The sequence below is a fragment of the Paenibacillus aceris genome (genome assembly GCF_017874035.1).
Classification (GTDB): Bacteria; Bacillota; Bacilli; order Paenibacillales; family NBRC-103111; genus Paenibacillus_E; species Paenibacillus_E aceris.
The window spans coordinates 251262-271274 of the sequence record NZ_JAGGKV010000001.1; the positions used below are offsets into that span (position 1 = coordinate 251262).

General features: G+C 44.3%; 19 protein-coding genes. All 19 read right to left on the reverse strand.

What is annotated here, in order from left to right:
- Positions 1 to 43 precede the first annotated feature (43 nt).
- The 19 genes from J2Z65_RS01140 to J2Z65_RS01230 all read right to left on the reverse strand — a co-directional run bounded on the left by J2Z65_RS01140 (position 44) and on the right by J2Z65_RS01230 (position 19869).
- Positions 44 to 787, reverse strand: a complete 744-nt coding sequence (locus J2Z65_RS01140; protein ID WP_376768421.1) for a DUF3388 domain-containing protein — start codon at positions 785 to 787, stop codon at positions 44 to 46.
- A 120-nt stretch (positions 788 to 907) separates the two neighbouring features.
- Positions 908 to 1759, reverse strand: a complete 852-nt coding sequence (locus tag J2Z65_RS01145) for a hypothetical protein (protein WP_167056324.1) — start codon at positions 1757 to 1759, stop codon at positions 908 to 910.
- A gap of 91 nt (positions 1760 to 1850) precedes the next feature.
- Positions 1851 to 2102 carry a DUF3243 domain-containing protein gene (locus J2Z65_RS01150; protein ID WP_127450964.1) on the reverse strand — a complete coding sequence of 84 codons (252 nt, stop codon included), beginning with the start codon at positions 2100 to 2102 and terminating at the stop codon, positions 1851 to 1853.
- 96 nt (positions 2103 to 2198) lie between these two features.
- Positions 2199 to 2954 (reverse strand): elongation factor P 5-aminopentanone reductase, encoded by a 756-nt coding sequence (gene ymfI / locus J2Z65_RS01155; RefSeq protein ID WP_167056321.1) that lies wholly within the window; start codon positions 2952 to 2954, stop codon positions 2199 to 2201.
- Positions 2951 to 4240: an EF-P 5-aminopentanol modification-associated protein YfmH gene (yfmH, locus tag J2Z65_RS01160; RefSeq protein ID WP_167056318.1), complete on the reverse strand. Its 1290-nt coding sequence runs from the start codon at positions 4238 to 4240 to the stop codon at positions 2951 to 2953. The genes ymfI and yfmH overlap by 4 nt, the downstream gene beginning before the upstream one ends.
- A 3-nt stretch (positions 4241 to 4243) precedes the next feature.
- The gene (gene yfmF / locus J2Z65_RS01165; protein ID WP_167056316.1) at positions 4244 to 5524 is read right to left on the reverse strand and encodes an EF-P 5-aminopentanol modification-associated protein YfmF; all 1281 of its coding nucleotides are present in this window, start codon (positions 5522 to 5524) and stop codon (positions 4244 to 4246) included.
- 99 nt (positions 5525 to 5623) lie between these two features.
- Positions 5624 to 6424: a spore cortex-lytic enzyme gene (gene sleB, locus J2Z65_RS01170; protein WP_167056313.1), complete on the reverse strand. Its 801-nt coding sequence runs from the start codon at positions 6422 to 6424 to the stop codon at positions 5624 to 5626.
- 134 nt (positions 6425 to 6558) lie between these two features.
- Positions 6559 to 9120: a DNA translocase FtsK gene (locus J2Z65_RS01175; protein WP_167056309.1), complete on the reverse strand. Its 2562-nt coding sequence runs from the start codon at positions 9118 to 9120 to the stop codon at positions 6559 to 6561.
- A 64-nt stretch (positions 9121 to 9184) separates the two neighbouring features.
- Positions 9185 to 9421, reverse strand: coding sequence for a YlzJ-like family protein (locus tag J2Z65_RS01180; RefSeq protein ID WP_167056306.1), 237 nt, complete (start codon positions 9419 to 9421; stop codon positions 9185 to 9187).
- Entirely contained in the window at positions 9418 to 10152 is a 735-nt protein-coding gene (locus tag J2Z65_RS01185; RefSeq protein WP_167056303.1) for an ATP-dependent Clp protease proteolytic subunit, read from the reverse strand. The genes J2Z65_RS01180 and J2Z65_RS01185 overlap by 4 nt, the downstream gene beginning before the upstream one ends.
- Before the next feature lie 181 nt (positions 10153 to 10333).
- Entirely contained in the window at positions 10334 to 12010 is a 1677-nt protein-coding gene (locus J2Z65_RS01190; protein ID WP_167056299.1) for a ribonuclease J, read from the reverse strand.
- Between the two features lie 168 nt (positions 12011 to 12178).
- Positions 12179 to 13042 (reverse strand): 4-hydroxy-tetrahydrodipicolinate synthase, encoded by an 864-nt coding sequence (gene dapA / locus J2Z65_RS01195; protein WP_167056297.1) that lies wholly within the window; start codon positions 13040 to 13042, stop codon positions 12179 to 12181.
- A 25-nt stretch (positions 13043 to 13067) separates the two neighbouring features.
- Positions 13068 to 14285, reverse strand: coding sequence for an aspartate kinase (dapG, locus tag J2Z65_RS01200; protein ID WP_167056295.1), 1218 nt, complete (start codon positions 14283 to 14285; stop codon positions 13068 to 13070).
- Positions 14286 to 14328: 43 nt separating this feature from the next.
- Positions 14329 to 15366: an aspartate-semialdehyde dehydrogenase gene (locus J2Z65_RS01205; protein ID WP_167056292.1), complete on the reverse strand. Its 1038-nt coding sequence runs from the start codon at positions 15364 to 15366 to the stop codon at positions 14329 to 14331.
- Positions 15367 to 15401: 35 nt separating this feature from the next.
- On the reverse strand, positions 15402 to 15995 hold the full coding sequence (locus tag J2Z65_RS01210) for a dipicolinate synthase subunit B (RefSeq protein ID WP_167056290.1): 594 nt from the start codon (positions 15993 to 15995) through the stop codon (positions 15402 to 15404).
- Positions 15992 to 16891 carry a dipicolinate synthase subunit DpsA gene (dpsA, locus tag J2Z65_RS01215; protein ID WP_167056288.1) on the reverse strand — a complete coding sequence of 300 codons (900 nt, stop codon included), beginning with the start codon at positions 16889 to 16891 and terminating at the stop codon, positions 15992 to 15994. The genes J2Z65_RS01210 and dpsA overlap by 4 nt, the downstream gene beginning before the upstream one ends.
- 121 nt (positions 16892 to 17012) lie before the next feature.
- Positions 17013 to 17468 (reverse strand): dUTP diphosphatase, encoded by a 456-nt coding sequence (dut, locus tag J2Z65_RS01220; RefSeq protein WP_275691023.1) that lies wholly within the window; start codon positions 17466 to 17468, stop codon positions 17013 to 17015.
- Positions 17455 to 18711 carry an insulinase family protein gene (locus J2Z65_RS01225; RefSeq protein WP_167056280.1) on the reverse strand — a complete coding sequence of 419 codons (1257 nt, stop codon included), beginning with the start codon at positions 18709 to 18711 and terminating at the stop codon, positions 17455 to 17457. The genes dut and J2Z65_RS01225 overlap by 14 nt, the downstream gene beginning before the upstream one ends.
- Positions 18712 to 18816: 105 nt before the next feature.
- The gene (locus J2Z65_RS01230; protein ID WP_240159627.1) at positions 18817 to 19869 is read right to left on the reverse strand and encodes a polysaccharide deacetylase family protein; all 1053 of its coding nucleotides are present in this window, start codon (positions 19867 to 19869) and stop codon (positions 18817 to 18819) included.
- Positions 19870 to 20013 lie beyond the last annotated feature (144 nt).

Here is a 20013-nt window from a genome sequence, read left to right on the forward strand (position 1 = left end):
CACCTCCCCGCGGGAATCCTATTAGTTAATGACGTTACAAACCTTAAAAAGGTTCGGAAGTGTAAGTAAATGAATCGTAATTAATTTCCTCGTCCGGGCTGTTCCGAAGTTCAATAATATAATCAAAGTGATTATATGTGTATTCAGATTCGCGGATAAATATATCCGGATGCTCGATCACTTTTGTTGAAGGCATTGCCATGATATCCTGCAACAGACTGTGATGCTTCTCATTTGAACGAATCGTGGAAACGATTCCGTCAATAATGAACACATTATTAGGAGTCATTTCATCTTCGGATAATTGACTGCGGACCGTTTGTCTAAGTAAGGTTGAAGAGACAAATGTCCAACGCTTATTGGCGCATACACTACCAGCGATGATTGACTCTGTTTTACCCACGCGCGGCATGCCGCGAAGCCCAATAACATGGTTTCCGTCCCGCTTGAAAACCTCTCCAAGAAAGTCAACCAATAGACCTAACTCATCACGGGTAAAACGGAAAGTTTTGCGATCATCCGAATCACGTTCAATATAACGACCATGACGTACCGCCAAAATATCAACCAGCTTCGGTGGTCGCAATGCGGTAATAGTAATATTATCTACTTTTTTTAACATTTTACCCATTAAGTCAATTTTTTCTTCATCATTGGTTTGAAGCAGCATGCCACGTGTACGATCTTCAACACCGTTAATGGTTACAATGTTAATGTCCAGCATCCCCATCAAGGAAGCAATATCCCCTAATAACCCGGGGCGGTTTTTGTGAATCTTATACTCCATGTACCATTCTTTAACGTCCAATCCTTCCACCTCATCGCAATATCTGTAACGTTCAAATTATAAGCTCATCAATTAAATTCTACAATTTTCGCCAATTTCCTGCTCTAAAGAGTGCTAAATTTATTTCATTTTAAGTTCAGTGAGCTCTTTTTCATTGTAGTTTATGGGGCCTTTCTGCCATGAGTTACTTGTCATTGCAAGCAGCCGATCATCTAGAATTTGCGTCCAATTTAGCTCAGCCGATAAAGAGTTGGAGACATCCATGACGGATGCGCCAAGCGTTTTTGCTCTCTGCAATTGCGCCTCTGTTGCCGGTGAATAGAAAATGATCCATTTGGCAAAGTGCTGCCTGGTCTGGAACGATAATTGCTGAAACCACTGTTCATTATTATCAAGCAAAACAATATGATCCGCTTCCTCGGAAGGAGCCCAAGCAGAAGGAATCGGACGGTCACTTCGCGTTACCCACTCCACGGTCACATTCTGAGCCAACAGATCTTCAATCCACTTGTTTTTCAAGTTTTCAATCTGTTGAGAATCAATCTGCAGGAAAGCAGCTTGGTCAATCACCGTGCTTGCACTCCCGTTCACATCCAGCTGACTTTGTAATAAAGTCCATTTACCGGAATTTACCCCTTGCTGAATCACCCCGTTTGCCGATGGGAACAAATCGTTACCGATGACATATATGTAATCGTACGAACTTGCTTTCAACTTCGTGAGGACACGATCATCCAGTGCACTTAAATCGTTTATCCAATCATAAGCAATGAGATTGGCCTCTCTCCACTTTTGAAGAGCATTGCCCACGGATTGTTTCGCAGTATCCGACAAATTAACGCTCGAGAGCATCAAGACAGACAATTTCTTGTTCAATAACTCCTGCTTAATGACGGGTATACCTCGATTTCCACAACCTGATACAATGAAGGATAAGAGCAAAATTACTAGCATAAAACGTTTGATAATCATGAAATCTATTCCTTTCTACCTAAGAAAGCATGGAAAAGCCTCCGAAAGAGGAGGCTTTCACATAGTACACTATTGAATTGTAAAACGGTTATTATCCTTTGTCTACTAATTTTACCATGAGTCGGGCAAGCGTACGTTTGTCCTGCTCATCTCCTGCGTCCCACAGCTCTTTGAGCACACGCTCCTGCTCATTTTCCGGGTCAACTTTATCTGCTAAAAATTCACCGATTTGAAAAGCGAGCTTAGAGATGGTTTCATCACTCATCCCTGCGTGTCCAGCTTGACTGACGCGCTCAGCCAGAAACTCTTTCCACTTATCAAATACTTTAAGTACAGTAGCCATTGTAAGAAGCCTCCTTTGAGTTGTGAGAGATGGTCATTACATAAGTAATATTCGCTTCTCAGCTCAGAATTATGCGCGGAGTTCTTACAATAGCAATTAGGTCAACCAACCGCCGTTGGGGCTTATGATCTGACCCGTAATATAACCTGACTCAGGAAGCGCCAGAAAATAAACGAGCGAAGCCACTTCATAAGGCATAGCAAAACGGCCCACCGGAATTTCGCTGGCAATGGCATCCCGCTCCTCGGTTTGAAAGCCAGCCATCATGTCCGTTTCGACAGCGCCCGGCGCCACCGCATTCACAGTAACTCCAGAGGGGGCAAGCTCTTTCGCTAATGCTTTGGTAAAAGCATTCAGCCCTCCTTTAGCCGTTGAGTAAACGACTTCACAGGAAGCTCCCGAGATGCCCCAAATGGAGGAAACATTAATAATTCGCCCATATTTTTGGGAAATCATAGCTTTCATAAACGTTTGAGAACAAAGGAAAGCACCTTTGAGATTAACGTCCATGACAGAATCCCACTCTTCTTCACTCACATCTGACAGCAATCCGTAATGGGCAATACCCGCATTATTCACGATGATATCGGGAACCATCTCTTTTTGTTCCAGCTTTTCTTTCATCACCAAAATTTGTTCACGGGATTTGACATCTGCAGAAACCGTCAACACTTTAGCCCCATGCTTCATGCAGGATCTGGCGACTTCATTTGCCGCCTCATGGGAATCGCGGTAGTGAATGACTACTCTCATCCCTACCGCGGCAAAACGCTCAGCAATAGCTGCTCCTATTCCTCTGCTAGCTCCCGTAATGAGAACGGTTTGTTCACTGAATGGTTTGGAGAAAGTCACGACTTCTCACGACTTTGAACGATTGATATGGCAAGTTTGCTCCAATCAAAATGCTCCCTAAAGCGCTGATTGACATCTTGAAGGGAAATCTGCTCATATACCGGCAAAATATCAAATAAATCAATGCCTTTGAAACGATATTTCGTAAACTCATTTGCAATGGATTCCGGAGAGTTCATCATCCGTAAGAAATTACCGATTTTCTTTTTGCGGCTGCGTTCAAAGGTAACCTCATCGAGGCCCGCACTCTTCCGCTTTTCAACTTCTTCACGGATGCGTGCAACAAGTTGATCAGGGTCTTTGGTATCTCCGCCGAGGATAGAGAAGGCATATCCATCACTGCAGTTATATTCATGGCCAAAATTATCTGAAATTAACTGCTCATCATAAAGAGCTTGATAAATATCGGAACTCGAGCTGAACAAAACATCTAGCATTAGTTTCGTCGTCAATTCTCTGACTAACAGGTCTTTCCCTTTCACAGAAGGCGCTGGTTCCTTGAAGCCGATCAAACACTTCGGCATTGAAACGGGAAGAATCGTAACTCTTCGTGCTTCATTCACCTCTGACGGCTCTTCCGGGAAAAATCTTTTGATATCTCCTTGAGGAGCAAACGTCTTGCCAGCTTGATTTTCTTTGACAAGAGAGATGACTTCTTCGGCATCTACACCGCCTACAACAAACAAACTCATATTACTTGGATGGTAGAACGTGTTGTAGCATTCATACAAAGTTTCCTTCGTAATTTCTGAAATCGAAGCCACGGTCCCTGCGATATCAATATGAATCGGATGCTTAGCATACAAAGATTCAATTAATCCGTAATAGCTTCTCCAGTCCGCATTGTCTTCGTACATTTTAATCTCTTGACCGATTATTCCTTTTTCCTTTTCCACATTTTCATCTGTAAAATAAGGATTTTGCACGAAATTAATTAATGTCGTTAAATTTGTCAAATAGTTATCTGTGGACGAGAACAAATACGCAGTCCGGTCAAAGCTTGTAAAAGCGTTTGCTGAAGCCCCGTTTGAAGCAAATGTAGCGAAAATATCGCCTTCAGGCTCTTCAAACATCTTGTGCTCTAAGAAATGGGCGATGCCGTCGGGTACTCGAACAGCTTCTTTACCTTCAACTTGGAAATCGTTATCTATGGAACCATATTGTGTCGTGAACGTCGCATAGGTTTTCTGGAAACCTTCTTTGGGCAGAACAAACACATGAAGCCCATTATCAAGCACTTCGTGGTAAATCGTTTCACCCAGGTGAGGATATGGAATAACTTTCATGGCCTACTCTCCCTTCTGATCCCGCAAAAAGTAAATCGTATCCAGCTGCACTCGCTTAGCTGCTTCTGCAATCGCTGGAATATCGATCTGTTCCACAGACTCAATCAATCCTGTAACTGTACGCTCTTTGCCGGATAAGATCGCATTAAAATCAAACGAAATTAATTCAAAAGCGGAGTCCTGAATTTCACGCAACTGGTTCGCTATCATGGCTCGGGTTTGACTTAATTCAATCTCGTTGATATCTCCCTGTTCCATAGCAGTCAGCTGCTTTCGAATAATATCAACTGCTTTCTCATAATTAGCCATTTCAATACCGGATTGAATGGTTAAAATCCCTTTGTGGCCATCAAAGCGAGAAGAAGCATAATAGGCAAGGCTTGCTTTCTCACGAACGTTGATAAACAATTTGGAGTGCGGGTACCCGCCCAAAACCCCATTATACATAAGAGCTACTGGATATAGCTCATCTCTGTATGAAATGTTCGTGCGCAGTCCCATATTTAGTTTGCCTTGATTTACGTCCAGTCGCTCAACAACTGTCTTAACGTTGCCTGATGCTCCCCGCGGAGCTGTTGTAACATAACTAACATCTTTATTCCGTTCAATATTGAACGCCGTTGAAACAATTCCTTCAACTTCAGCCAGCGTCGTATTTCCAACGACATAGATATCTATGGGTTGTGATTGAAGCCACTGTCTATATTGTTCGTAAAGCTGCTCGGGATTGATGCGGTCAAGATCATCTATTTTACCCAATGGATGAAGCCGATACGGATCATCGCTGCACATTTCTTCAATACAGCGTTCAGCAGCATAACGGATTTTATCATTTATAACGGATTCTATCCGTTTCTGAAGTGTCTGCTTCTCGGAATCTACATATTTACTGCGAAAATGATTACCCTCAAGTGCCGGCCGCGTCAAAGTTTCTCCAACGAATTCAAGTCCTTGTTTCAAAAGCGATTGTGCTGACTTTACGAAACGGTCATTAATAATGTCCATACGCAGCTGCACAATTTGATAGTCGCCTCGTTTATAAATATCAAAACCGAAGCCCGCACCATATAAATCATCTAAATACTCTCGAAATTGCTTCGTTTCCGGCCGTAATTCAGTTCCTCTACGTAAAACAAATGGTGTTAGCGCAGTGTTCGTGACCGTATCCTCGTCTAAGGGACGGCCTATGTACACGGAAATAGCAAACGTTTTGAAACGGTCTGTCGGCAGCACATGCAAACGAATATGATTCAGTGTACTACGCTCAAATTGTATATGCTTCAAAGGTCTGTCTCCCTTCTAAGTCGTAATAGTTCCATTATATTCCTATACGAAGAGGAGAAGCAACCAATGCCGGTTCCTTCTCCTTGTCCCGCTCTAAATTTATTTGCAGAAGATATGCTTACCGATCGTTTTAACTTGCGTTCTGGACCAAATCCATTTGGATGTTGCTGTTTCCGGATTAAAGTAATAGATGCAGCCGCCTGATGGATCCCAGCCGCCGAGCGCATCTCGTACCGCTTTTTTCGTTGACTCGTCTGGAGTTAGCCAGATTTGACCGTCTGCTACAGCCGTAAACGCGCCAGGTTGAAAAATAACCCCTGAAACCGTGTTAGGAAAGCTCGGTGATTTGACGCGATTTAATATGACCGCAGCCACGGCAACTTGTCCAATATACGGTTCTCCGCGAGCTTCACCGTGCACCGCATTAGCCATCAGATTAATATCTTGTTCGGAGAGTCCAAGGTTATTAGATGGAACGAGATTAGCTGGTTTTTCGTTAGAAGTCGCATTCCCCGTACTGCCACTGCCACCGCCACCTCCTCCACCCGTGTTTCCACCAGTAGCAGGTGCAGTCGGTTTCCAATTCTTTGTGGCCTCCCAGAGCTTAAGCTTTGTCTTAGGCCCTACAATGCCATCAACAGTCATCCCAAACTCACCTTGGAAACGTTTCACGGCTGTGAGTGTCTTATACCCGTAATCGCCGTCAATATTGCCCCCATAAAAACCAATGAATTTCAAACGACCTTGCAGCTCATTGACGTCTGCGCCTGTTGCTCCATAACGTATTTCGTTTTTACTGAACGTTTCTGCTGCCGGCGGGTTGAACTTTCCTTTCAGTTGAAAGGCGACAACCAGCACAAAAACAATACAAAAGGTAAGTACAATTAGTCGTTTATTCATTCCCCTTCTCAACCTCACTTTTCAAATAAGAGCCTTTTCTTGCTTTTCTTGCTTATTATGAGAAAGGGGGTCTCTGTTTATACAAACAAAAACACTCTCCGTAAGGAGAGTGTTTAGGAGTCCGGTTAATTCGGTTATGAACTAATCCGGTTATGTTGATATTGTTCGATTGACATAAGCACTTCCCTTGGCTTGCTTCCTTCGTAAGGGCCGACAACGCCTTTGGCTTCCATAGAGTCAACCAGCCGCGCCGCACGCGTATAACCGACTCTCATGCGTCTTTGAAGCAATGAAACGGAAGCCTGCTTCGCTTCCAGAACGATTTGAACGGCTTGGTCGTAAAGCTCGTCCTCAATTTCATTCTGTTGTTCCGGCATCTCTTCCACATGAGGAACAAGTTCTTCTTGGTAATTGGCTTGCTCTTGCGTACGAACAAAGCCAACGACATGTTCAACCTCTTGGTCGGACAGAAAAGCTCCCTGCACACGTACCGGCTTGGATGCACCCACCGGCAAATAAAGCATATCGCCTCGGCCAAGCAGCTTCTCAGCCCCGACCATATCTAGAATCGTCCGTGAATCCACCTGCGAGGAAACACCGAATGCGATACGTGAAGGGATATTCGCTTTGATCACACCCGTGATAACATCAACGGAAGGACGCTGTGTTGCAATAATCAAGTGAATACCTGCTGCACGAGCCATCTGAGCCAATCGGCAGATCGAATCTTCGACATCGTTAGCCGCGACCATCATCAAATCGGCTAACTCGTCAACGATGACGACGTAGTAAGGCAGTGGAGCCGCTGTGCCGCTCTCAGTCAGCATCGCGTTATAGCCCTCAATATTGCGCGTCCCGCTCTTCGAGAAGAGCTCGTAGCGTTTCTCCATCTCTACGACGACTTTCTTCAGAGCTAGCGAAGCTCTGCGCGGATCTGTCACAACAGGCGCTAGCAGATGCGGTATCCCGTTGTAGACATTCAATTCAACCATTTTGGGGTCGATCATTAAGAACTTTACTTCGTTCGGCTTAGCTTTATACAAGATACTTGTAATAATCCCGTTGATACAGACGGATTTACCTGAACCCGTAGCTCCAGCAACAAGTAAATGCGGCATTCTGGCCAAATTCCCTACGATGGGTTGTCCAGAAATATCACGCCCCAACACGACAGACAGTCGAGAACTGGATTCTTGAAAAGCTGATGTCTCCATGACTTCTCGCATAGTAACCACTGAAACTTCAAGATTCGGCACCTCAATGCCGATCGCAGATTTACCTGGAATCGGCGCCTCCATCCGAATATCCTTAGCGGCAAGTGCCAAGGCAATATCATCGGTTAGTGATACGATTCTACTCACCTTCACCCCGACATCGGGCTGAATCTCGTAGCGTGTTACCGCTGGTCCCCTTACAACCTCGAGAACTTTGGCACGAACGCCAAAACTCTCTAAAGTAGCTTCCAGCTTTCTGGCGTTCGCTTTGTAATCAGACATCTCGCTGCCTTTGCCGACAGCCGGTTTTGCCAATAAATCAAGCGAAGGCATTTCGTATGGACGCGTTTGAACGATAGGTGCATTCTCTTGAAATTCTAGTGAAACAGCGTCATCCTCCGCTCCTGCGTCACCCGCCGGAGTGGGTTGTGTTTTAGGTGACAGGCTTGTAGGGTTGGCAGCAGTCGGTTTAATGGATTGTTGCGCTTCTTGAAACACTTGCTCTTGAAAATCCCGAATGATCGGAGTGATGGGAAGATCCTCATTAGCATGATCGGCTGCAGCTCGTGCATCATTCGTTTTATAAACAACTTGTTCTGAAACGTCTGTCTCATCTGCATTATGTAATAATTCATCTTCATTTTCATCATTTAAAGCAGTAGTTGCCTTCTTCCGGCCTTCTTTAATGGGTCTGAGCAATTCCATAATAAGCGGTGATTTCTTCCGATTCACAGGCTGGAATACTTCTTCATCGAATTCATCATCGATGGGTACATAGGCTGTTTTCTTCACCTTTTTGTCGTTAGAAACCGAAGCAGAAGCAGCTGGCTGCGGCTGCCGCCCTTCCCGGTCTTGCAGCCACTCTTTCATTCTATCCTTGAAATTTTGTCCAACATTGCTAAATCGGCCACGGATTACGTTTCCGATATCTACATAGGAAATGCCAGTAGCCAGAATAAAGCCTATTACAAATAAAGCGTACTGAATTAATCTGGCACCTAAATAGTCGAACAGAAAGTACAAGATACTATACAGCACGCCACCGATCATTCCGCCGCCTATACCGTGTTCGAGCGCTGCCCTTCCGGCATCCGTCGGATGCAGACCTTCCAACATAGCGTCCCATGTCGATGAGATGATTTTACCGGATGTGAATCCGCCATCTGGATATAACTGAGCAAACAGATCAATATGATTTTTTATCAGCAGTCCAAGAATAAACAGCAAAATGCCCGCTTTCTTAGGTGTCACCATCTGTGGCCAAGCACGTTTGATCATGGCATATAAGGCCACATATATGAAAATGAGAGGAACTAACGAATACCACGTTCCAACAAAAAATCGGAAAAGGTAAATCAGCGAGTTCCCGACATGTCCTTGGTGGGCAAGTGCAATCACGGAAAAAATCAAGATGAGAATCCCGTACAATTCGAATAACAAACTTGTTTTTAATGCTTTACTTTTCTTCTTTCGTTTCGCCATGTTTGTCACCCCCAAGTCCACATTATACCATATTTGGCTTGAGGGATGATACAGGAACAGCGCTTTATGTGAGTGAAGTCTCTACAACAGGACTGTACGAAATTATAGTTCCAGGGGCATATTGCTCTTTTAAATAATCCTGTGGATTACAGCTATAAAGCCTGACAATTCGGGCTTGAAAACCGCTAATAGGTTCAATCTGCATCTTTACTCCACCTTGATCAATATCCAAGAACTTCGGTTCATAAGTTTCTGCTCCTTCAAAGATCACATCCATCGGTACAACCGAATAATGTATCATTGTACGATTCCACCGCCTAGAGATGCCTTCTTAGATTCGATGCGCTTGTTAAGCTCCCGAATAGCGTCACCAATCCCGCCGACCTGATTGATTAAGCCATACTTCACAGCATCCTCCCCGATAACAGTTGTCCCAATATCCCTAGTCAATTCACCGGTTTTAAACATTAGCTCTTTAAATTTCTCTTCCGTAATATTTGAATGCTTCGTTACAAATCGAACGACGCGTTCCTGCATTTTATCCAGATATTCAAACGTTTGCGGAACACCAATAATTAATCCATTTAGTCGTATCGGATGAATGGTCATGGTTGCCGTTTCAGCAATAATCGAATAGTCCGCTGACACCGCGATAGGAACACCGATACTATGGCCGCCCCCAAGAACAAGCGCGATCGACGGCTTCGAAAGAGTCGACACCATCTCTGCGATGGCTAAACCCGCCTCAACGTCACCACCTACCGTGTTTAAAATGATCATGACGCCCTCAATCTTGGGGTTCTGTTCTGCTGCGACCAGCTGAGGAATCAAATGCTCATACTTCGTTGTTTTGTTCTGAGGAGGGAGTACGATATGACCTTCCACTTGTCCGATAATCGTGAGGCAAAAGATGTTCGATTCACCTGAAATGGTATTGGTTTGGCCTAACTGTTGAATATTTTCCACGACGGGATTTTTCTTTCCTTCCTCGATTGCTGGTTCCTGCTGTTTCGGATCTGTTGATGATGCCACAATAATTCCCCCTTCAATTTTGACTAGCAAACTTTACATGTACAGAGCATAATCTCCCATAGTATGAATTATCTTGGTTGCTTTCATGCATCCTTTCTTCTTGTAAATACAACTGAAAAAAGCTCCCTCCAGTAATGGAGAGAGCTTTGCTATTTGCATAGGTTCAAGTGACTGTTCGAGCCTAGACTTCCATAATGATAGGAAGGATCATTGGTCTTCTTCTGGTTTGTTCATATAAAAAGCGTCCGAGAACATCTTTTACATTAGTTTTTAAAGATGCCCATTCATTAACATTTTCATTCATTAACTTCGTTAACGTATTCGTAACGATTCGATTGGCTTCTTCCAAGAGGCCTTCAGATTCACGAACATAAACGAATCCGCGAGAAATGATATCCGGTCCGGATAAAATTTTGCCATCTTGTTTGCTGAGAGTAACAACGACTACAAGAATACCGTCCTGAGACAATAACTTACGGTCACGCAACACAATGTTGCCTACATCTCCAACGCCCAGTCCATCAATTAGAATATTGCCGCTTTGAACCTTAGATCCTTTGCGTGCAACACCATTTTGAATTTCTACCGTATCACCGATATCGCACATAAAAATATCTTCTTTCGCCATACCCACAGACTCCGCAAGGAGACCATGTTGACGCAGCATGCGATATTCACCATGAATAGGGATAAAATATTTCGGCTTCATTAAATTGAGCATTAGCTTCAATTCTTCTTGACTGCCGTGACCTGATACGTGAACACCCGTTACAGAACCTGGACCGTAAATTACGTTAGCTCCAATACGGAAGAGTTCATCGACAGTACGGCCTACATCACGTTCATTCCCCGGAATCGGCGTAGCTGCAATAATGACCGTATCACCTGGTAAAATATCTACTTTACGGTGGGTTGAACGCGCCATTCTTGTAAGAGCTGACATTGGCTCGCCTTGGCTTCCAGTGGACAGAATGACAACCCGATCAGCAGCAAGCTTGTTCACTTCCTCTGGCTCAATCAACATGCCATCCGGAATGTTCAAGTAACCTAATTCGCTTGCAATCGATACCACATTTACCATGCTTCGGCCAATGACGGTAACTTTACGATTCGTTGCTGCAGCTGCATCAAACACCTGTTGTACACGGTGAATGTTAGATGCAAAAGTCGCAATGACTACTCTCTGCTTAGCTTTACGGAACACTTCTTCAATCTCAATGCCGACACTGCGCTCCGAGCCTGTGTAACCAGGACGTTCTGCATTCGTACTGTCAGAAAGTAAGGCTAAAACGCCTTTCTTCCCGATCTCTGCCATACGGTGCAAATCTGCATATTGATCATTCACAGGCGTTTGATCAAATTTGAAATCTCCTGTATGAACAACGACGCCTTCTGGCGTATCCAGTGCTACACCGACAGAATCAGGGATACTGTGATTGGTTTTGAAGAATGATGCTGTAATAGAGCCTAAAGAAAGCACGGAATCCGCGTTAATAAGGATCCGGTTCGTTGTACCGAGCAAATTCGCTTCCTTCAGCTTCGCCTCGATTAGTCCCATTGTAAGCTTAGTTGCATATAGTGGAACATTAAGGTGCTTAAGCACATAAGGTAAGCCGCCGATATGATCTTCATGGCCGTGAGTAATGATGATGCCGCGTACTTTATCCCGATTCTCCGTTAAGTATCCGATATCAGGGATGACAATATCAATTCCGAGCATGTCCTGCTCAGGAAATTTCAAACCACTATCAATGACGATGATATCGTTCGCATACTGAACACAATACATATTTTTTCCGATTTCGCCCACGCCGCCAAGAGCGAAGATCAAAAGTTTATCAATATTTTTTTTGGACAAGAATATACCTCCTTCTAAGATTGGACGACGAATTTTAAATGAAAAACCGAACTAGTCACTTGCAACCATTATACATGAAAAAAAACAACAAATACAAGTTAATACCGATTACAATAGCTTCCCCAAAAAAAGAAAACCGATGCCGGAGCACCGATTCATTAGGCGTTATCATACAAAAAGTGATTGGATGAATTGTCCTTCTTGCTCGGATACGCGAACCAACGGAAGCCTTACGCCCCCTGTTTGAATGCCTTTCAGTGCAAGAGCATGCTTAATGGGTGCAGGGCTCGGTACACGGAAAATGCCAGTAAATACAGGGTGCAGCTTGCGATGAAGTTCTGCCGCTTGCTGAATGTTACCTTCTAAATAATACTTTACCATAGATTGCATTTCTTTTCCAATCACATGACTCGCAACGCTAATAATTCCATAACAACCAACAGCAAGAGCTGGAAGCGCACTGCTGTCATCCCCGCTATATACAAGGAATCCAGGGGCTGCATCATTAAGAATACGGGTCAGTTGATCCGTGTTCGCACAATCCTTGGTTGCCACGATATTCGAAATGTGGGAAAGACGAATCGTTGTCTCTGCATCCAGATTGACACCTGTACGTCCTGGTACATTGTAAAGCATGATAGCTACCTTAACGGATTCAGCAACAGCTTTAAAATGCTGGTACAACCCCTCTTGCGATGGGCGGTTATAGTAAGGAGAAACGATGAGCAAAGCGTCTACTCCGAGTTTCTCAACTTTTTGAGAAAAATGAATGGTGTGTGCAGTATCATTGCTTCCAGTACCTGCAATGATTTTGCAACGACCTCGTGCATAACGAACGGATAGTTCGATAAGCTTCAGCTTTTCCTCGTCTGTTAATGTAGGTGCCTCACCAGTGGTCCCACAAATTACGAGGCTATCGGACTGCTGCTCTTCGATCAAATAGTTGATTAGCGGTTCTACTTGGTCCCAGTTGACTTGTAATTGCTCGTCAAACGGAGTGACCATGGCTGTGATTACTCTTCCAAAATCCACCGTTTGCACCTCCTAAATCTCATATTCATTTATTTAAATTAAATTTATGATGTAACGCTTTAACCGATTTAATCATATCTTCACCATGAACAAGCACCCAAATCGTCGTATTCGAATCGGCGGATTGCAGGATCCGTATGTCTTCTACAGTTAAAGCTTCTACAATTTGCGCCATAATTCCCGGCACACCGTTCATTCCTCCCCCAATCACGGAAACTTTCGCACAACCACTCAAAGCTTGAGGCTCATAGCCTTGACTTCTTAGGAGTTTAACTGCGCGCTCTGCCTCGTGATCGAATACGGTATAAACAACTGCCGATGGATTCACACTGATGAAATCAACACTGATCTGATTCTGCGCCATCGTCTTGAAAACACGAAGCTGCAAATCAAACTGCCCTTCAACAGCAGCTACATGAATTTGCGTAATATTCGTAAAATGAGCAATACCTGTAACAAATCTGTCTTTCACCTGATTCATATCATGCGGAATACTGTCTGATGCCGTTACCAAAGTCCCGATTTCCTTCGTGAACGTTGAACGTACACGAATCGGAATATTGGCGTGCATCGCGACTTCAACTGCACGCGGATGAATAACTTTTGCTCCATTATGCGCCATATTGCAAATTTCGGCAAAGCTTACGCGAACAAGCGGTTTAGCGTCCTCCACAATTCTTGGATCCGCTGTCATTATCCCATTCACATCGGTAAAAATATCGACTATCTCTGCCTTTAAGGCTGCTCCTAACGCAGTTGCCGAAGTATCGCTGCCTCCGCGTCCAAGTGTCGTCAGCTCATCATCGCTTGTTTTACCTTGAAATCCGGTAACAATAACGACCATATCTTGTTCTAATAATTCTAAGATACGGTTGGGCTGCATGGCAACGATCTTAGCGTTACCATGAACGTCATTCGTAAGTATGCCAGCTTGCCCACCCGTTAACACTGTAGAGCGTATGCCTCTTGATTGCAATATGCTGCACAAATGCACCGCAGAAATTAACTCTCCGCAGCCCAAAAGCATATCGAGTTCCCGCGCCGGCAGCCCCTCCCCATTCTTACGAACGAGGTCAAGGAGCGTGTCAGTCGCATAGGGTTCCCCTTTACGTCCCATCGCAGAAACGACAACGACCAATTTGTAATCATCGATTAGTGCATCTTGAATATGTCCAATAACGTGTTCTCTAGCCTGTGCGGTGGAAAGCGAGGTACCTCCGAATTTTTGTACAAGGATTCGCATGAGTTTCCCCCATATTAACTGCAACTTGATCGCAGTATGCTGATTATTGTTCTATTGCAATATATTCAGCAATTTGCACAGCATTCCAAGCAGCACCTTTGAGCAGGTTGTCAGAAACAATCCACATATTCAGCGCTTTTGGATTGCTCAAATCGCGGCGAACGCGCCCAACGAATGTTTCAAGCTTACCTGCCGCGTCTGTAGCCAATGGATATTGTTGCTCAGCAGGATTGTCAACGAGCACGATCCCTGGAGCATTAGCAAGCAGAGTTTTCACTTCTTCTACATCGAAATCTTCCTTCAATTCCACATAGACTGACTCCGAATGCCCATAAACAACTGGAATACGTACGCAAGTTGCTGTCACTTCGATGGACTCGTCATCCATAATCTTTTTAGTTTCAAGAATCATTTTCATTTCTTCGTTTGTAAAACCATTGTCGAGAAACTTGTCGATTTGCGGTATGGCATTAAATGCAATTTGGTGTTTCACGGGTAAAGAGCCAACAGGCAAAATATCCGGATTCGCATCATTTCCTGCAAGAACATCTTTCGATTGTCTCAACATTTCATTAATTGCTTTGGCGCCCGCTCCAGAAACGGCTTGATACGTAGATACGATGATACGGGAAATGCCATATCGATCGTATAAAGGCTTCAAGGCTGCAACCATTTGGATCGTGGAGCAGTTCGGATTGGCAATAATTCCTTTGTGTTCGTTAATTTTGTCAACGTTCACTTCTGGAACAACCAACGGCGTATCTGCATCCATGCGGTATGCACTTGTGTTATCTATACAAATCGTACCAGCTTTAACTGCATGCGGAGCTAACGCTTTAGACACATCGCCACCAGCGCTAAACAAAGCAATATCAATACCTTCAAAGCTATCAGGTCCTGCTTCTTGAACCGTTATTTCTTGACCTTTGAAAGCAATCTTTGCACCCGCAGAACGAGCGGAAGAAAGTAATTTCAATTCCTTGATGGGGAAATTCCGTTCTTCTAAGAGACGGATAATTTGTTCACCTACTGCGCCTGTAGCACCGACGACTGCGACGTTAAAAAGCTTCTGGTTGGACATGAGCTGGTCTCTCCCCTTCAAGACTTATATATGAATTAGTATTGAAATCTCTCAATAATCATGGGCTGCAACTGTTTACCTTCCAGAGCAGATTCACAAGCTTCCATTATCAAGTCCATGCGAGCTACCAACGAATTTGGCTTAGCTCCAGGTGCATCTTGGCCAAAAGGTACAAAATAAATGTTCTTAGTAATCAGAAGCTTAGCGATATTCATTGCATTTAGACCCAGTCCATCATTGGTAGATATCGCCAAAACCAACGGACGTAAGTTCCTCATTTGCGCTTTTGCCGCCATGAGTACAGGACTTTCTGTCATTGCATTTGCTAGCTTGCTAGTCGTATTCCCCGTACAAGGTGCAATTACCATCACATCAAGCAGCTTGGATGGACCCAGCGGTTCTGCATCTACAATTGTCGAAATAATGTTGTTACCTGTTATGTCTTTAAGTTGTTGCTGCCAATCAGCCGATTTGCCGAATCGTGTGTCTGTTGTCATGATCGTATTAGATACAATCGGTATGACACGGGCACCTGCATCTACAAATCTCTTAATCTGAGGCATTACCTCTTCAAGCGTACAATGAGAACCGGTTAATGCGTAACCGACCGTTTTCCCTTGCCAATTCATTCCACATCGCTCCTGTCTCTAAAGTCTTCCTCGATCAGCTGACTTAATGTGTTCGCCATGATGCGGCCAGCTGTTTTGGGGGCGACGATGCCAGGTAAACCGGGCGCCAGCATCGCTTTAATGCCTCTTCTTTCGGCAAATCGGAAATCCGTTCCGCCGGGTTTAGAAGCCAAATCGATGATGAGCGCGCGATGTGGGATATTGGTAATAACTTGCGCTGTGACTATCATAGTCGGAATTGTGTTAAAAAGCAAGTCAATATTCCCCACTTCCGGGTACAGGTCCTTCGTGTAAAAAGGCTGAAAACCCATCTCCCACGCCCTTGCGAAATGCTCAGGTTTTCTTACCCCTACCTTTACGGTAGCCCCTAATCCTTGCAGTGTTTTGGCCATAGTAAAACCCGTACGCCCAAAACCTAAAACCATACATACAGAACCATGGATCGTAATATCAGTGTTCTGTATCGCCATCATCAGAGCGCCTTCAGCGGTTGGAATAGAATTGTATATCGCGACATCGTCCCGATCGAATAACTCCACAACCTCTATCCCGTGTGCAGCACAAAGTTTTTTCAAGTAGCTTTTGGCCATTCCTGTGTACACTTTGGCATGCTTCGGGAGCGAAGAAATATGAACGTCCGTCAGCCTCAACTCTTCACTTGAAAAGATAGATTCCACTTGTCCCGAATCATCCGTACCTACAGCCGGCAAAATAAGGACATCAACGGTTTGAAGCAGCACGGAATCTAGCTTAGCGTTAGAAACACCGCTAAACTGCCTGCCGAGATTGTCAAAGCCGATTAATGTCACCGTCGCATCAAGCTCGGTAAATTTCTGAATTACTTCAAGCTGCCGGGCATCTCCACCCATGAAAGCAACCGAAATCCCAGTAAGCATTCTTTGCTTACACCCCTTTCTCGGTCCGTTTCGATAAGTTATAGTATGCGTTCGCCTAAGGATGGGTGCCTCTCCTTTTAGAAACAAAAAAGAACCCCTTTTCAGAGGTTCTTCCTTCTTCTTATCGTCCTGTATGGCCGAAACCGCCGGTCCCCCGCTCAGTTTCCGTGAGTTCTTCTACTTCCTGTAATTCAATTTGCGGTACAAGTTGAAAAACCATCTGCGCAATGCGCTCATTTCGCTGAATCGTGAATGCTTCCTGCCCATGGTTAATCAACAATACTTTTACTTCTCCTCGGTAATCGGCATCAATCGTTCCAGGCGAATTCAGCGTGGTAATGCCATACTTATACGCTAACCCGCTTCGCGGCCGGATTTGCGCTTCCAACTCAGGCGGCATGCTCAGGGCAAAACCAGTCGGGATAAGCTGACGCTCTCCGGGAGCAAGAACGACAGGTTCGCTAACGGCAGCATGAAGATCAAAGCCGCTCGCGGCAGCTGACATTTTCTGAGGCAAGAGAATGTCCTCCTGCCCAGAGACACGTTTTATTTGGACATCAAACTTAAAGAGAGACAAGCTGATCCCTCCTGAAGCTGCTAATAACGTCATCTGAATTTCCTACCATAGATAGAGCGAATGGCTTCGAGAATAAGGATTTGGTTAGTGCTTGAATATGTTCCATTTGAACGCTGTCTATGCGTTCGAGCATTTCGTCCAAACTGTAATGCTTACCGGTCATCAGTTCATTTTTCCCAAAACGGTTCATACGGCTGCTCGTGCTCTCAAGGCTTAGAATCAGGCTCCCTTTCAGCTGTTCTTTCCCCTTCTTCAGCTCGGTCTCCAGCATACCTTTCACCGCAATATCACTCAGCAGCTCCATCGTAACTTTCAGAACTTCCTCTGTTTGCTTAGGGGCTGTACCTGTATAAATAGTAAACATGCCGCTATCAATGTGTGAAGAGTGATACGAATATACAGAGTATGCAAGGCCGCGCTTCTCGCGAATTTCCTGAAATAATCGGGAACTCATACCTCCGCCTATCGCGTTGTTTAGCAGCACCATTGGATAAAGATTTTCCTCTTGAAGCGACAGACCCGGCAGTGAGAGGCAAATGTGATTTTGCTCGGTTTTTTTGGCATGGAAAATAAGTTCTCCAAGGAAATCCGGTGCATCGTAGCTCGTTTCCACTCCCGCTTGAGCAAATCCGCCAAAATGCTTCTCGATCATTTCACGAACGCTATCATCAATATTGCCGGCAATGCTAAGCACTGTATTCTCCGTATTATAATGCTTCTTCATATAGTTACGAAGATCGTCGGATTTCATCTTGGATAAATTATCTTCTGTACCAAGAATCGTATAGCCTAGCGGATGAGTTCCATAAGAGGCTTTCGCCAATAAATCATGCACCAAGTCGTCAGGTGTATCCTCGTACATTGAGATTTCTTCATAGATAACTCCCTTTTCTTTCTCCAGCTCCCCTTCATCAAAGGATGAGTTGAAAAACATATCAGAGAGTACATCCATAGCGAGCGGCAAATGCTCATCGAGCACTTTAGCGTAGTAACAGGTATACTCTTTGGAGGTAAATGCATTGACATTTCCGCCAATCCCGTCAAATATCTCTGCAATATCTTTGGCTGAATGGCGCTCCGTTCCCTTGAACAACATGTGTTCAATAAAGTGCGAGATGCCGTTTTGTTCTTGAGACTCATTACGTGAGCCAGTCTTCACCCAAATCCCAAACGTAACCGATCGAAAAGTAGGGATTTGTTCCATAACCACTCTCAAGCCATTATGTAAGCGATATTTGATCACTAAGTTTCCTCCTCAAAATGAAGCCCGTAAAGTCCCATTTCCAAATTATACTTCCTCAGTCTAACAAAAATGTGCGAGCGACTCAACTTTATGGCATAACACCCGTTAGTTGACGATTTGGCCCGCCTCTGCAACCCGTTTCGACGAAAGCATCTCGGTCACCGTACCCATCGTTAACCCTTTATTCTTGATCATCCGGATCATCCCAGGCAAAGCATCTCTCGATGAAGGCGTAGGATGCATCAGAATGAGCGAACCTGGCTCCACATTTGCTGATAACCGCTGCAAAATTCGATCAGCACCCGGATTTTTCCAATCAATTGTATCAAAAGTCCAAAGCACTGTCTTTAATTTGAACTCGGCAGCTACTTGAACAGTTTCTTGCTTAAAATAACCCGATGGCGGCGCAAACAGCGTATTGTTTACACCCAACTGCTTCTTCAGCAGCTCTTCAGTTTTGGATATCTCCTCGACTGCTTTACTGCGGCTAACATTCCTCATATCTTTATGCGAATAAGCATGATTCGATAATTCATGTCCCTCGCTCTGAATTCTTTTAGCCATTTCAACGTTTTTGTTCAACCAGGACCCATCTAGAAAGAAAGTAGCATGTACGTTCTCTTTGCGAAGCGTCTCTAAAATACTCGGTAAATATTCATTTCCCCATGCCACGTTTATCATAAAAGATACCATCGGCTTCTTAGGATTGCCTTTATAGATCGGGTTTGGACCAAGATCATCTAACTGAATGCTAGGCGGCACTTCCTTCATGACATAATTAATTTTACCGGGAGTCAGCCTGTGTTCAGCAAGCTTAAGCGTTTCCGCAATGTCGACTTCAAGTCCGTTATATCCCGGGATCGCTTTCCAAACAGGATCTAATTTCGCATTGATCGGAGCAATTTTTCGTTTTTCTGCTTCTTCGGTAATGGTATCTAATAAACTATTGTTTTTGATTTGATTTTGTTGGTTAGAACTTACGGGTTCTGATGCGAAAACTGGAACTGCTTCCTCATCCTCCCAATCCGTCCCTAATACAAAGGGGCTTTGACCGTTTTTTACGGTTTGGATATAAGCTCCTACGTTAGGAATAGTATCTAAGGCAAGTAAAACCATAGCAAAAAAACTCCCTAGAAGAAGCCACTTCTTGTAGTGCATAGACAAGTCCCCCTTATCCTCATGTCCTGAGTGTATGCAGGAAGGGACAAGAGTAGAACGAGGCATGTCCGTTTTTCAGGAAAGCAAAAAAGAGACAGATTGATCTGACTCTTTATCCATGACTTACTTATATGAAAAAGGGAC